The 14,253-nt window shown below is 49.9% G+C and carries 10 protein-coding genes and 1 tRNA gene; all 11 read right to left on the minus strand.

Annotation, left to right across the window (positions count from 1 at the left end; translation table 11 throughout):
- Positions 1–154 precede the first annotated feature (154 nt).
- The 11 genes from DYE26_RS09910 to DYE26_RS09960 all read right to left on the minus strand — a co-directional run bounded on the left by DYE26_RS09910 (position 155) and on the right by DYE26_RS09960 (position 14,168).
- Positions 155–1,552, minus strand: a complete 1,398-nt coding sequence (locus DYE26_RS09910) for an ABC transporter substrate-binding protein (protein ID WP_036628355.1) — start codon at positions 1,550–1,552, stop codon at positions 155–157.
- Positions 1,553–1,587: 35 nt separating this feature from the next.
- The gene (locus DYE26_RS09915) at positions 1,588–3,063 is read right to left on the minus strand and encodes an ABC transporter substrate-binding protein (RefSeq protein WP_051985524.1); all 1,476 of its coding nucleotides are present in this window, start codon (positions 3,061–3,063) and stop codon (positions 1,588–1,590) included.
- A gap of 57 nt (positions 3,064–3,120) precedes the next feature.
- Complete coding sequence (locus tag DYE26_RS09920) at positions 3,121–4,872, minus strand: FtsX-like permease family protein (protein ID WP_244927435.1); 1,752 nt, start codon at positions 4,870–4,872, stop codon at positions 3,121–3,123.
- A 716-nt stretch (positions 4,873–5,588) separates the two neighbouring features.
- Positions 5,589–5,673: transfer RNA gene (locus DYE26_RS09925), tRNA-Leu, on the minus strand.
- A gap of 91 nt (positions 5,674–5,764) precedes the next feature.
- Entirely contained in the window at positions 5,765–6,265 is a 501-nt protein-coding gene (locus DYE26_RS09930) for a MarR family transcriptional regulator (protein WP_036623908.1), read from the minus strand.
- A 102-nt stretch (positions 6,266–6,367) separates the two neighbouring features.
- Positions 6,368–6,949, minus strand: coding sequence for a pyridoxamine 5'-phosphate oxidase family protein (locus DYE26_RS09935; protein WP_036623909.1), 582 nt, complete (start codon positions 6,947–6,949; stop codon positions 6,368–6,370).
- 506 nt (positions 6,950–7,455) lie between these two features.
- Positions 7,456–8,280, minus strand: coding sequence for a carbohydrate ABC transporter permease (locus DYE26_RS09940; RefSeq protein ID WP_036623910.1), 825 nt, complete (start codon positions 8,278–8,280; stop codon positions 7,456–7,458).
- On the minus strand, positions 8,273–9,181 hold the full coding sequence (locus DYE26_RS09945; RefSeq protein ID WP_051985884.1) for a carbohydrate ABC transporter permease: 909 nt from the start codon (positions 9,179–9,181) through the stop codon (positions 8,273–8,275). Before DYE26_RS09945 ends, DYE26_RS09940 begins: the two co-directional genes overlap by 8 nt.
- A gap of 110 nt (positions 9,182–9,291) precedes the next feature.
- Entirely contained in the window at positions 9,292–10,635 is a 1,344-nt protein-coding gene (locus DYE26_RS09950) for an ABC transporter substrate-binding protein (RefSeq protein WP_036623911.1), read from the minus strand.
- A 172-nt stretch (positions 10,636–10,807) separates the two neighbouring features.
- The gene (locus DYE26_RS09955) at positions 10,808–12,604 is read right to left on the minus strand and encodes a cache domain-containing sensor histidine kinase (protein ID WP_036623912.1); all 1,797 of its coding nucleotides are present in this window, start codon (positions 12,602–12,604) and stop codon (positions 10,808–10,810) included.
- Positions 12,605–12,608: 4 nt separating this feature from the next.
- A complete protein-coding gene (locus DYE26_RS09960; protein ID WP_036623913.1) occupies positions 12,609–14,168 on the minus strand; it encodes a response regulator transcription factor in 1,560 nt (519 codons plus the stop codon).
- Positions 14,169–14,253: the final 85 nt, after the last annotated feature.

A 14,253-nucleotide genomic window follows, 5' to 3' on the forward strand; every position in this document is an offset into this window, starting at 1 on the left:
TCCATAAAAAAAAAGAGCTGTACAACATACAGCTCAAGCCTTGATCCGGATCTCCCATACAATCGATTTCAATCATACTTCGGCACTCTCTCCTCATTCGGCTCTGCTACTTCCCTCCATCTTACACAGTATTCAACTCAAGTTTATTGGGCTATCATTTCTTTACAGATTGATCAAGCAGCGTTTGCGCTTCGGACTTTACGGTTGCTACCGCATCATCAAGGGATTTTTGCCCTTTTTTCACAAGCTCTAGTTCTCGGCTTAAGACCGCCGCAAAATCGTTGAAGAATGGATCAGGCAGCTTGTACCAATCGTCACTACGCCTTGGAAATTTTGATTTTAACCGATAGAACGGCTCTAAACTGATTCCTTCATAGTCCTTCATAAATCCTGATCGACTTAATAACAGTTGCTGACCTAACAACAATTCATTAGATTCAGAGCTAGCACGAGCATAATCTTCACCGCACACATACTTAATAAATTCCCATGCGGCATCTTGATGGACTGATGCTTTATTAATGGCGAATATATCACCTGGTGTTACATAAGTTGATGTAGGATCAAGAGGATCGACGGGTCCGGCGGCAATCCCAAGTTCAAAGGGGACATCATCGTTCACATCATTCTTGAAATGATCCATAAGTGCTAGCGACGTTACCGATCCAATATGCATAGCAGAACGCCCCATGAGAAATGGTTGGCTGTCATAAAACTCCTCTTTCGTTCCACGGGTGAATAATTCATCCATAGAATTAAAAATAGCTCCCGATTGGCCTGCCTCAATAGCAGTCTGAATCACTTTCTTCCACGCATCTGTATCTAAGGTCACCTGCATCTTATCTGTGTTCACGATCGACAATCCTTCAGCCCGGCTCATCTTATCAATCAGTGTAACTAGATCCATAGGGGCTTCATACACATCTCCACCGCTATATCCGTAAACTCGTGTCTGTTTATCCCCTTCAGTAGGAAAACGGCGGGCAAGCTCAATGATGTCGTACCAACTCATTCCATCAGATGGTAACTCTATGCCATTTTTCTTGAACAGGTCTTTGTTATAAAATATCGCCTTGCTTGAGAATGACGGAGTAAGCCCATACAATTGACCACCGCCTAGTTCACGAAACTGATCAACTAAACCAGGAACGAACCCATCTAGATTATAGTTATCTCTAGCACTAAGCGAATCAAGTTCAGTCAGTACTCCATCGTTAATTTGTTTTTTAAACTGATGAGCATCCAGAATCAAGATATCCGGCTGTTCTTCACGGATAAACTCTGCATACACCTCTTCCTTCGTCTTGTCCCCCATATCCTTGTAAATGTCCGCATCACTGATGACTTCAAATTGGATATGATCATTAAGCGTCGTGAACGAATCTCCATATTGCTTGTAGAATAATTCCGAATCCTGATAGATGACCTTAAGCGTAGTCGTCTCTTGATTCTCCTTTGGTTCAATCGGACCCTTAGATTCACTTGTACAACCTACTAGTACCAGGCAACTAATAACAAGCATCGTAAGTACTTGCAACCATGTTTTGTTCATCATCGACTCCTGTCTCTGCTCAACATGCAGCATAGTCATTTAAAAGGTACTGTCTTGAAATCATCCCAATGGATGGTCATGTCTTCCGTTGCCATGCCCTTGTCCGGCTCTGAACTCCCATTTTCTCCATTAACTGTCCTGACAAGGACTGCTTCATCAAGGGCAGCTTGCGCATCTCGTTGAATCGTCTGTAGTGCGTCATCAAGGGATTTTTGAGACTTCTCTACTTGGGTCAATTCACGATACGAAATCTCCTCATATCTTTCTTTGAATTCATCCGTAATAATACTACTATTAGGATCATCATAATAATTACTTAGCGGCAAAGAGGTTAAGTGATAGAATCCATCCAAGTTAATTCCATAATAATCGCTTGTTTGACCCATGCGTGAAGGTATACCATGATCAGGTCTTCTCGCCAATTTGCTGGCAACCTTATCACCCTGCATAAACTTCAACAATTCCCATGCGGCATCTACATTGGAGGAATTGGCACGAATCGCATATACATAGTCATTATTCATATTCAGATCTCTGGTTATTTCTCGGTTGGACGGGTCTGCTGGACCAACCACCATACCCACCCTAAATGGCTTAACCCCTGATTTATCACTTTTTATATAGTCAAGTACACTATAGGCCCAGCTAGGTTCATCAGTGATCAACATCGCTTGCCGCCCCTTAGCAAAAAGTTGCTGTCCATCGAAATCTTCATCCGCGTTAAATCCTCCCTTGTGAAGGGCATTCGTTGATAATGCCGCTTGAGCTAGTTCGTACGCTTGCTTCCAGCCTTCTGTATCCATTGTAACTTGCATTGTATCAAGGTTAACTGCCTTTAATCCCATAGATAAACCGATCCACGTACCTAGTTCATCCAGAGGGTTTTCTTTGTTTAACCCAAAACTAGTGAATCCCCCGTATATCCTAGACTGCTCATCTCCATCGGTAGGAAATCGTGCTGCTAAGTCGATCAGCTCTTGCCAAGTCATCCCGTCGCGTGGCGGCTCAATTCCATATTTCTCAAACAGGTCAATATTGTAAAAAATGGCTTTTCGCTGGAATGTAGGTGCAAAACCATACAACTTCCCGCCGCCTTGCTCCCTGAGAAAGCTGGTGATGGAAGGATAAATCGTGTCGATATTGTAGTGATCCCGCACCGCCAGCGGTTCAAGATCCAACAAGAACCCTGCTGCTGATAATCGGTTATAATCATCAATACTTAAGTAAAGAACATCGAGTTGTTCTTGTTCGATAGACTGCTCAAGAGCCTGCACATAGTTCGAAGCGGTCTTCTCAAGTTCCACACTTTTGGGTCTAACAAGCTGAATCTTAATCGAACCGTTCTCGGCATGGAACATATCACCGTATTGATGATTAAAGTATCTGTTTTCTTTGTCGTAAGTCATCACCTTCAACTTAACAGTGTTTGCCGCCGGCGAGCTTGTACAACCTGCCAACCCAATCATTAGTAAACCTATAAGCAGCATCGATGTTAACTTGAACTTGCGCAAACGGAATCCCCCTTTTTGAAAAACTGATTCATCTTTCCCATAAGTCCTGGCGGCTGTTCATACCATCATTTTCTGTAAAGCTTTCACATAACGCGATCTCGCAATGATAAAGTAGACGGTCTGGGCGGCCAGAAAAGCCAGTGCCACTGTAAAAGTAGCCGTATAGACATAGACATGCGAGATCCTCATATATCTCAGTACAGACTTCAAAACCACAAGCGTTTGTATCGCGGATATCGGAATCGGAATAAAAAAGATAAAAGCAATTTGCTTCGTAGCCGCCGCGCTCATTTCTCCGCTGCTCAATCCGATCTTGGACAGGGCATGGTACGTTCGGCTGTCGGCAGATAGCTCCGTATAAAGCTTGAAGTACAAAAAGCTTGCCGTCGAAATCGAGAAGATCAGGGCGATAAAAATTCCGATAAAGCTGAACACGGAGGTCGTATCTTTCGTGCTCCGGTATTTGTCGGAACGAACCGTCAAAATATTATTCAGACAGTCTGCGACGCAGCCGTTCATTTGCTGCTGATTCCATGCGTACAGCTCTCTGCCGATCTTGGATTGCTCATCTTGCAGCGAGGGAAGCTGTGTCCAGGATGGTACATGATAGAGATACTCTGGTCTGCTAGATAAATCAGCTGTTAATTGGGTAAAAAAGGCATCTTCAACAATGAGCATAACCCCTGCATTACTAACGCCTCCCAACTGGGGTATGCTGATTTCCTGCACAATCGTAATGCTGGACTCGGTTCCCTCAAACTTTAAGGGCTGCCTGGGCAAACGTTTAACGTCCGGATAAACCGCCACAGCCGTTTGCCAAGGCAGATTCTCCAACGGCTCTACCTCCAGCAAAGCCGCCAGTTCATTAAACTGGCTTGCCCGAACAAACTCTACATCGCTGCCAGTTGTTGGGTCGTGGGCATAATTCTGCAGCATAGCGCCAATCGAATCTATCCGATACCGCTCAAAAGCGATGCCCGCTTCCTGCATGGACTGCTCAATAGTGGCCAGCTCCGCATCGATACGCTCTGGCTGATATACGTCATACCTGAAAGCAAATTTATTGTTCAAAAACTGCTGCTTGTTGTCTTGATCAACGGCCAGTACGAAGCCTGCGCTTATGCAAGCGATCGAAGTAACAACCGTCACCAGAAACAGCATTTTGGCATTGTCCTTCAGCTTATAACTGATCTCGGAAATCCACAACAAATTAGTGCCGCGCCATACACGCCTTCGATTTCGTTTGAGCAAACGAATGAGGAGAACTGACAGCTGGGAGTAAAAGAGATAGGTGCCGGAAATACCGGAAAAAGCGGCGATCATCAGAACTTTCGGAGATAGAGTGTCCTTGTCGAGGGCCACAAAACTAATAGTCAGTAAAATCGCGCCCAATATGGAAAGCCAAATTGAAACTTTCGGCTCCCGCTTCGGCCTGCTGCTGCCCTTCAAAAGCTCCAGCACCCGATTTTTGCGAATAAACAGCAGCGTAAAAAGCGATATCGCCACAAATAAAGCAACAAAGCAGCTCGCCGTCAGTGCAATTGCCTTTAATGGCCAATAAAAGTCCAGCTCGTTCATATCGATCATTTTTGTACTGACCAGTAAAAACAGCTTGGCCAACAGCAGCCCGCCGGCGATTCCGGTGACTATGGAAACTGTGCCGATGATCATATTTTCCAGAAAAATCAGGCTATTAATTTGTCCCGGCTGTGCGCCCAGCATCATTAAAATCCCAAACTCTTTATTGCGGGACTTCAAAAAAGCGCTGATCGAGTAAAGCACAAAAAAGATCGCAAAAACAAACACCACGTACGCGGCAACCTGCATGCAGATTAACGTCATTTTGCCCATCGGCGCACGCTGAATTTCAGGATGATAGATGAAAACGGCATACGTAAAAAAAATCATCACCATAAATGCGCTGCTTAATAAATATCCCGTGTAAGCACGGCCGTTGCGTCTGACATTATTAAACGCGAACCGAGGAAAATTCATTTATATTCCCTCCCCAGAAAGACAAAAAATTGATAATTTTCTGAAAACTTGCAAAATGATCATGCTTTTCATCCCTTTCAAGAGATACCCGATCATTGGTTCTTTCTCTATTAATGTACCTTATCGGCGGCTTGGGAACTATCGATTTACCTTAATCACAGCTTACATCATGGTTAAGATTATGTTCGCCTTTGCGTTCGGCAGTCTGTTCAAATTTTGGACATAAGTCCAGCTCCTTTTTCCGACTTGAAAGTAAATCCAAGCGGATTCCTTTGCGTTATTATGTACTCTACCTAGAGCCCTATCATAGGATCTTTAGATATTAGGAATCTATTATCTATAACACTCGCACCAGAATTTAATCTGCCTACACATTACTCTACGCCCGCCAACATTTATGTTTATCTTGAATACAGCTCGCAGCTTGCTTCAGCCCAAGTGATAATCCATACCTTGCAAATTCCGAATATGCAAAAAGCCCTTGAATCTCCACGAAAGGAAATTCAAGGGCTTATTCATTGTTGAGTTAATGCGGTCGAGAGGACTCGAACCTCCACGGGGGGTTAGCCCACACGGACCTGAACCGTGCGCGTCTGCCAATTCCGCCACGACCGCGTATTTCGTTGATGCATTGTTTTGCAGCAACGAAATTTATAATATCACGAATATTTGGGGGAGTCAAGGCAGGAAAACAACTTTTTTACCGTTACTTAACCCCGGCCGATTGCCTCTCGTTGAGAAAGTCGGCCATCGTTTGGAAGAACTTCAGCACCGCCAGCAGTTCGGCTTCGGCAAACGAGTCAAAGGTGTCCAAAAACCTGCGTTCCATCATCTTGTGCATCGCTTCATGCGCTTCGAAAATCCGCCTGCCTTTTGGCGTCAGACTGAAGTACACTTCCTTCTTATTGTCGTTCAACTGGCCGCGCTTCACATACCCTTCCTCAAGCAGCTTGGCACTGATTTTAGTAATGCTCGCTTTCGATAAATTCAGCTTGTCGGCAATGGTAGTGTTGTTGATCGGCTCGTGGTTGCCGATGCAGTCGAGCACATGAACGGTCGTCAAATTGTTCGGAAACGAGTCAAGCCCCATTTCCCGCGCCTGATCGGCGAATTCGTCCAACTCCCTATCGAACGACTGCTCCATCATATGCGAAAAATGGAGAAACTGCCCGTAAACCAGTTGCTTTAACTTCTCGGACGAGTTCACCTTCTCCCCCCCTTTCTTCCTGTTGAATTTCCGGTTTTGTTTACTCGATAACAATTTAAATAAGGATAATACTGAGGTTCATCAGGAATTATCTTTATTATTCTATTTTAGCAGGCGTTCGTTTTCTTGCAAATCAGGCAAACCAAAAGCCGTCGGCAATCCGTCGATACTTGCCGCGTTCTTTTCATGCCAGTACTTATCAAGCTGTTCTTTTCTGAACTTCAGCGATACTTCCTTGAGCTTCTTCCGGTCGCCCTCATACTTCATAAACGGAACCCCAAAGCCGCACGAGTCCTGCACCATATGAACGTCGACGATAATCATTTGTCTTGCTCCCGGAAGCGGATCAAACAGCGGATACAGCTCCTCCCACCGGTTTGACCCGGGCAGCGCGACCGTCCCCGTTCCATAAAGCCGCACAATGGAGGGCGGCCCCTCGAACGCGCAGAACATCAGGGTCACTCTGCCGTTCTCCAATATATGCGCGCTCGTCTCGTTGCCCGAGCCGGACATATCCAGGTAGGCCACCTGATTGTCCGACAGAATGCGAAAGGAGCTATAGCCCTTGGGCGATAGATTTACATGCCCTTCTTCCGACAACGGCGCCGAACCGACAAAGAAAAGATGCTGACGCTGAATGAACTCTTTATGCTTCGGCAAAAGAACATCGTGTTTAATCCCCATTTCCTCTCCACCTTTTTCATGATATTGGGATACCATACAGATTTTCTGAAAATATTGTTAACCTTGAAACAAAATTATCATAATTACCTTTGGAAATCAATAGTAAAATGGATGTTTGACGGGTTGCTGGCGATCGTCCAAGAACCGTGCGAAAGAGCCGCATTCCTCTTTGTAGGATGCGGCCAATGTTTAAAAGGGAGACAGACCTGCAAAACCAGGCCGCCTGGGCAACTCCAGCGAAAAAATAAGGACATAAAGTGTCTTTATTTCGGCGATCCCCGCCCATTTGAGAGAAATAGAGACCTTTTATGTCGTTATTTTCCATGATTACTAGGAAATGGCCGATATCTCCGCCATTCATCGGATAATAAGTACATAAACGGCCGTTAATGGAGTGAACTAGCCAGGGTTCCGGATAATAAGTACATAAAGTGCCGCTATATTTGAAGGCCGGCGGGTTAGTGAAAAATTCAGCGGCCGGCCCGGCCGCCGCCCAGAGCGCACTATCACTTCACCGAGCCGATCATCCCGGCCACGAAATGCTTTTGCATCACGAAAAATACGAGCGCCGTCGGCACCGTCGATATGACGATGGCCAGCATGATGAGTCCGTAATCCGGCGCGTAGCTGGAGCCCAGCGTCGAAATCAGCAGCGGCACCGTCTGCTTCTGCGGCGTTTGCAGGACGATCAGCGGCCACATGTAGTTGTTCCAGCTGCTCATAAACGTGATGATCGCCGCCGCCGCGTACGTCGTTTTCATCGTCGGCACATACACGCGGAAGAACAGCCCCAGTTCGGACAAACCGTCGATCCGTCCGGCTTCCAGCAGCTCTTTCGGGAACATTTTCGTGCTCTGGCGGAAAAAGAAAATCAGAAACGCCGTCGTCATCGTCGGCAGCACCACCGCGGCCAGCGTATCGATGCCGATCAGCGGGATCAGGTTGGTGATTTTCCCGAACATCCGGTACAACGGCACCATCATTGCCGCAAACGGGATCATCATCGACAGCAGCAAAACGTTAAACACGATATCCTTCGCCTTGCTGCGGTAGATTTCGAAGCCGTAGCCGGCCAGCGAGGCGATGAGCAGCGCCAGCAGCGTCGTCGATACGGAGACGATCAAGGAATTTTTCATAGCGCCGAGGATATCGGCGGAATCCAGCAAATTACCCAGATTGGTCAGGAAATAAGTTCCCGGCAGCAGCCGCCCCCGGGTAACATCGACGGACGGATTCGTCGAACTGACGATGATCCACAAAAATGGAAAGATAGACACAAACGCCGCCACGGCTAGAAACAGGTACATCGACATTCTTTTGACTTTAAGCATTGCGGTCACCTGCCACTTTAAATTGAAGGATCGACAGCACGATGATCATGATCACAATCGAATACGAAACGGTAGCCGCGTACCCAAAATCCGCCGAATATTTGAACGACAGATTGTAAATGAACTGCGAGATCGAGGTCGTGGCATTGCCCGGTCCGCCCTTCGTAATGTTCATCACTTCATCGAACAGCTGCAGCGTGCCGATCGTCGAAGTGATCGAGGTGAACAAAATGATCGGCTTCAGCATCGGGACCGTAATGCGGAAAAACTGCTTAACCGCCGAGGCCCCGTCGATTTTTGCCGCCTCATAGATCGATGGATCGATATTTTGCATGCCGGACAAGTAAAAAATCATATTATACCCGGTCCAGCGCCACGTAATGGCGATAATGATCGTCACCTTCGCCCAAAACGGATCGGTGATCCAATGAATCGGTTCGCCCGCGACATGCAGGCCCATCAGCAGCGAATTAACCAGTCCGCCGTCCGCAAACAAATATTTGAAAATAACCGAATACGCCACCAGCGAGGTGATGCAGGGCAGGAAAATCGCCGTCCGGAAAAAGCCCTTCCACTTCAAATGGCGGTCGTTCAGCAGTACGGAAATAAATAAAGCCAGCAGCACCATAAGCGGCACCTGCACGATCAGGTAAATGAACGTGTTTTTGACCGCGGTGATGAACATTGAGTCAGTAAACAGGCGCTTGTAGTTGCCAAGCCCGTTGAAGCTTAAGTTTGAGCCGGTGCCGGTCTGAAACGACAGGATCAGGGCCTGAATCATCGGGTAAAAATAAAAAACCGCGATCATCAACACAGCCAGGATCACAAACAGCCAGCCGACGGCGGAAGCTTTCAGGCGCATGGCGGAGGCGGAGGCGGAAGCGGGGTCGGATGCTCTCATCATCGGGTTTCATCTCCTTTATCTCTGATACAATCCATAAAGCCGGGCGGATAACAATAAAACCTTGAACCGGGAACAGCCCAAGGTTTTACCGTTATGACCGCGGGAGGTTACTGCAATTGCGCTTCGGCCTGGGCCTGGGCGTCGCGAATGACGTTGTCCACGTCTTTGCCGTTCAGGTAATTTTGGATTTCAATAACCAGAATATCCTCGATCGCATAGGTGTGCAGACCGTAATTGACCTTCGGCACCTCTTCCGTCCATTTGGCGAAGTCGGCGTAAATCTTCTGCCCGCCGAAATACTCGTCGGCTTTATCGTAAGCGTCGCCGCTGGAGGCGGCTTTCAGCGAACCGATGACCCCGACTTTTTCCAGCATTTCCGAATACATCTCCGCATCGGAGCCAAACGTCTCGGCCAGGAAATTCGCCGCGGTGTCCTGACCGTCCATGTTCATGACGTACCAGGAGCTGCCGCCAAGGCTTGACGCGCCTACCGCACCCGCGCTTCCGGCCAGCCGCGGCGTAGGCACGACCGCCCATTTGCCCGCTTGCGACGCCTCCGCCTTAACCGAAGGCGTAATCCAGTTGCCCGTCGGCACCGAAGCAACGTCGCCGTTGTTGAAGGCCGCCAAAAACTGGCTCCAGTCCGCGTTCATTTTGACGATATTGGCGTCAAACATCGCTTTGTACGTTTCCAGCGCTTCCTTGATGACCGGATTGTCCGCAAGGTTTGGCGTTTTGCCGTCCTCTTTCAAATACCAGGTGCCGGCCGACTGCGCCATCACCCGGATGATACCGAGATCGTTCGGGTCCTGGGTCAGCATGTCTTTGCCGGTCGCTTCCTTGACCTTTTTGCCGATTTCGATGTACTGGTTCCAGTCGATGTTCGTCAAATCGTCCACCGTATAACCGGCCTGCTCCAGATAGTCCGTCCGGACGTACAGCCCGGTTGCGCCGGAATCGAACGGCACCCCGTATTGCTTGCCGTTATAGCTGGTCAGCCCGATTTTGTATTCCGCGAAATCCTCCGCTTTGATCGCGCCCGACATATCGCGGAACGCGTCGGGGTAAGCCTGCAGGAAGTTTTGCGCCCGATAGTCCTCGATCAGCACGATGTTTGGCAGCCCTTTTGTCGTACCCGAATTCAGTCCGGTGTTAAGTTTTTGCACGATATCGGCCTGCGCATATTCCACGATGTTTACTTTCACGTCCGGATGTTTCGCTTCATATCTCTCTTTGGCGATTCTAAGCGCGGCGATGTTGAAGTTGGGGTCCCAGGCCCAGACGGTGATTTCCTGGCTGCCGCCGGAACCGCCGCCGCCATTCCCCGCTCCCGAGTCCGCCGTCCCTTCCGGACCGCCGGACCCTCCCGCTCCGCCCGGACCCGCCGCGCAAGCGGATAAGGTCAACATCAGCAGCATACCGGCAAGCATCAGAATCAAGCTTTTCTTCATCTTAGTTCATCCCCCTGCTTGTTTGTTTGGAAAGCGCTTCCTAATTCCGTTTTTATGATAGCATCGCGGCAATGGGGGCGGTTAGAAATATCTTTGTGCGGATTGGTGATTTTATTGTCCATTGCGGGAAAGCGCATTCACGGGTCTGGTCATATTTTTGGATTTTGGTAATTTATTTGGCTGCTTCATTGCTTTCGTCAGCACCGGCCAGCAGCGGCAGAACGATGCGGATTTTCGTCCCCTCCCCTTTAGCGCTGGAAATATGCACCCCGTAAGGCTCCCCATACAGCAGCTTGATCCGGTTGTCGACGTTTTGGATACCGATGCCGGTAAACAGCTGGCGGCTGCTTTTCGGATTCGGCAGCGCATCCGCGCCATCGGTCAGCTCCATGCCGTCGCCGTTATCGACCACCTCGCAGACCAGCGAGCCGTCGTTTTTCGAGATGAGGATGTAAATGGTCCCTTCGTTTTTTTCGTTGAAGGCGTGAAAAAAGGCGTTTTCGATAAACGGCTGGATGATCAGCTTCGGCACCTCGTAAAGCAGACAGTCCGGGGAGACGAAATAATTCACTTTGATCCGGTCGCCGTACCGCACATGATTGATGAACACGTAATTTTTCATGTTCTCCAGCTCCTGCCCGATCGTGATCGTTTCGCTGACGTTGCTGATCGTGTTTTGCAGCAGCGAAATCAGCGCGTTGATCGTTTCCGCGGCCGCGCTTTTGCTCCCTTTTTGCACCAGCATTTTGATCGACGCCAGCGTGTTGTACAGGAAATGCGGATTAATCTGCCGCTGCAGCGCGGCCAGCTCCGCGTTCCGCCGCTCCTTTTGCGTCTCCAGCAGCCGGCGGATGTAATCGTTCAGCTCATCCAGCATGTAATTAAACGCCTTGCCAAGCTCTCTAACCTCAAAACCTCCGCTTACCGTTATGTAGTTGCTGAAATCTTTTTTCGCGATCGTGGACATTTGGCGCACAAGGCGCGTCAGCGAACCGGTCAGCCTGCGCGACATGACGAATACGGCCAGCATCGCAAACAAGATGATGACCATGCAGGTAAACGCCACGGACTTCACATTGATGATCTGCCTTGCGGTATGCTGGCGATCGATCAGGTTGACGAGGTAAAAGTTGTACGAGGGCAAGTTATTGGACAAAATAATCCGTTCCTTGCCCAGCACGGTGCCGCTGCGGTAATCAAGCCGCTTCTGGGCGATCGCTTCGGCATCGTCCAGAAGCTCCGGGGCCGCGGTCCCGATCAGTTCCGGCCGGTTGGCGGACACGATCATGCCGCTCCTATCGAGCACCAGCACATCGTTGCCGACGCTGGTGAAATTCTCGTAAAACTGCTTAAATTCCCGCTCGCGGATCGCGATGTACAGGGTACCGTAATGAAGTCCGCTGGTCCGGTCCACCAGCGCTTTGCTCGCGATGATAAAATGCTCCGGCCCGCCTTCGCCTTGCCGGGTATCGTATTGGTACAGAATGCGTCCGGGATTGGCCGCCGTCCTTGCGGTCAGCGGATCCGCCGCCAGCTCCTCCCCCGTCACCGGCCAGTAGGACCGGTCGGTCGAATAGCTGCGCCCGTTGATGCCCGTGATCGTCACGGCCACATCAAAGGCGCCCAGATTGGAAGCAAGCCGGTCCATTTGCTCCGACATGCGGTAGAACACCTTGGACATTGAAACCGAATCCAGCTCCCCGCCGGTCAAATAGGTTTTTACCGTACCGCTCTGGGCGGCAAAAGTAACGGCATTTACGATCGAATCGTTAAACGAATCGAGGCTGGTGTTGATTTGCTTCAGCACCTTGCCGTTGGTGATGCTGAACGTTTCCGCAAACAGCCGCTCCGACATGCGGATCGTAATGAGCGACGTCAGCAAGCAGACGGCGACGATGCTGACCGTCATAACCAGGAACAGTTTGGTAAACAGCCGCACGCGGCGCAGTTTTTCAAGCGCTTTTTGCATAAAATCAGTCCCTCTTGCCGTCAGTATGTCTGCGGTATTGGCTGGGCGACATCCCCGTCTGCTTCTTGAACACCTTGGTAAAATAGCTGTGGTCCGAATAGCCGGCCCGCGCGCTGATCTCCGAAATCGTCAGCTCGCTGGCGCGCAGCAGCTCGGCCGCCTTGCTGATGCGGATTTTGTTCAGATATTCGCTGAACCCTTCGGCATTATGGGCCGAAAAATAGCTGGAAAGGTACGACGGATTAAAATGAAAATGCCGGCTGAGCGAGCTTAGGGTGAGCGGCTCGCCGTAATGCTCGTCGATATATTGCAAAAGTTGCTTCATATTGCCAGCGGCAGCCGGCTGGGAATTGGCGGCCGCCAGCTTTTCTGCCTCCTCCAGAAACGCGTTCAGCAGCCCAACCGCTTCGCTTGCGTCCTTCGCCTCGTCGATCGCTTTAAAATAAGCGTATTTCATATCGTCCAGTTCCTTCAGGCGCTCATTCGTTTCGGTGATGACGACGGTCATGTTGAAAATGGCGTTGCCGAGAAACGCTTTGAACTCGAACGGCGGAGTCCGGTAATTGCCCGCGGCCCCGGCGGCATATTCGCGCAAGCGGCCAAACGCCTCGCCATAACGTTCCTTTCTTAGGTCGGCCAGCAGCCGCTTCATCTCAAAAACCTCCGGCTCCCGGGCGGGCGGCAGTTCATCCTGCAACATCAGGACCCGCTCCGGAAAATAAAACCGGAAGTGGAGCAGCTGCAGCCATTCCTCGCGGTAAACCGCCTCAAGCCGGTTCAGGTCCGCAAAGCCGGAGCTTACCGCCCAGACCATTTCGGGCATGGCCTCCGCTTTGCCGGCGGCAAGCTCTTTGACGGCGTGAACGGCCTGGCGAACGTGCTCCCGCGGCAGGTTGACCAGCATCAGCAGCCGCTTGCCGTCCACAGGGATCGTCCTTGGCCGTACCGCAAAAGGCGCCTCCTTCAGACGCGCCTCCAGGCCGGCGGCAAGCCCGGCGATATAGCTGTTCGGCTCCCCGGCGACCCGGCTGAGGTCCGCCCCGAGCAGCATAAACATGTCGTACGGAAAAAACTCCCGGAGACGTTCGCCATCCTCGGGCTGAAAGCCGGCCAACAGCCGCTCAAGCATTTGATCCAGCGGCAAACCGCCATCCCCCGTCAGCTCTTTATAATGCAGTCCCGGAATTTTCCTCGCCGTATTTTGCAGCACCTGCAGCAGCTCCTCCGTCTCCAGCTTGGGCTTCAGGATATAATCGGCAACCCCGCTCTGAAACGTGGAGCGAACATAATTGAATTCCCCGTAACTGCTGAGCACGACAACTTCGATTTGAGGATAATGCGCCTTCAAGACTCGGGTAAATTCCTCGCCGTCCATGACCGGCATCACGATGTCCGTAATGACGATATGGGGCGACAACCGTCCGATCATCTCCAGCGCTTCCTTGCCGTTCGAGGCTTCGCCGACGATTTGAAAGCCGTATTGCTCCCAGTTCAAATGGTGTTTAATCCCCTGCCGCACCAAAATTTCATCATCAACGATCAAGATTTTGCACAGCTCGCGCATCCCCAGTCCCCCTTTTGCTGAAAGTTGCACATAATTTGACAGCGTTTTCATTATTGCGAATGCAGATATGCGCATCTCCAATTTA

Origin of the sequence: Paenibacillus macerans (assembly GCF_900454495.1) — a bacterium.
GTDB classification, from domain to species: domain Bacteria; phylum Bacillota; class Bacilli; order Paenibacillales; family Paenibacillaceae; genus Fontibacillus; species Fontibacillus macerans.

Coding starts and splice junctions, on each gene's coding strand:
- DYE26_RS09950 (WP_036623911.1), bottom strand. CDS start 10,635: ATGAAGAAAAGCTTGATTCTGATGCTTGCCGGTATGCTGCTGATGTTG.
- DYE26_RS09935 (WP_036623909.1), bottom strand. CDS start 6,949: ATGGGGATTAAACACGATGTTCTTTTGCCGAAGCATAAAGAGTTCATT.
- DYE26_RS09960 (WP_036623913.1), bottom strand. CDS start 14,168: ATGCGCGAGCTGTGCAAAATCTTGATCGTTGATGATGAAATTTTGGTG.
- DYE26_RS09940 (WP_036623910.1), bottom strand. CDS start 8,280: ATGCTTAAAGTCAAAAGAATGTCGATGTACCTGTTTCTAGCCGTGGCG.
- DYE26_RS09910 (WP_036628355.1), bottom strand. CDS start 1,552: ATGAACAAAACATGGTTGCAAGTACTTACGATGCTTGTTATTAGTTGC.
- DYE26_RS09945 (WP_051985884.1), bottom strand. CDS start 9,181: ATGAGAGCATCCGACCCCGCTTCCGCCTCCGCCTCCGCCATGCGCCTG.
- DYE26_RS09955 (WP_036623912.1), bottom strand. CDS start 12,604: ATGCAAAAAGCGCTTGAAAAACTGCGCCGCGTGCGGCTGTTTACCAAA.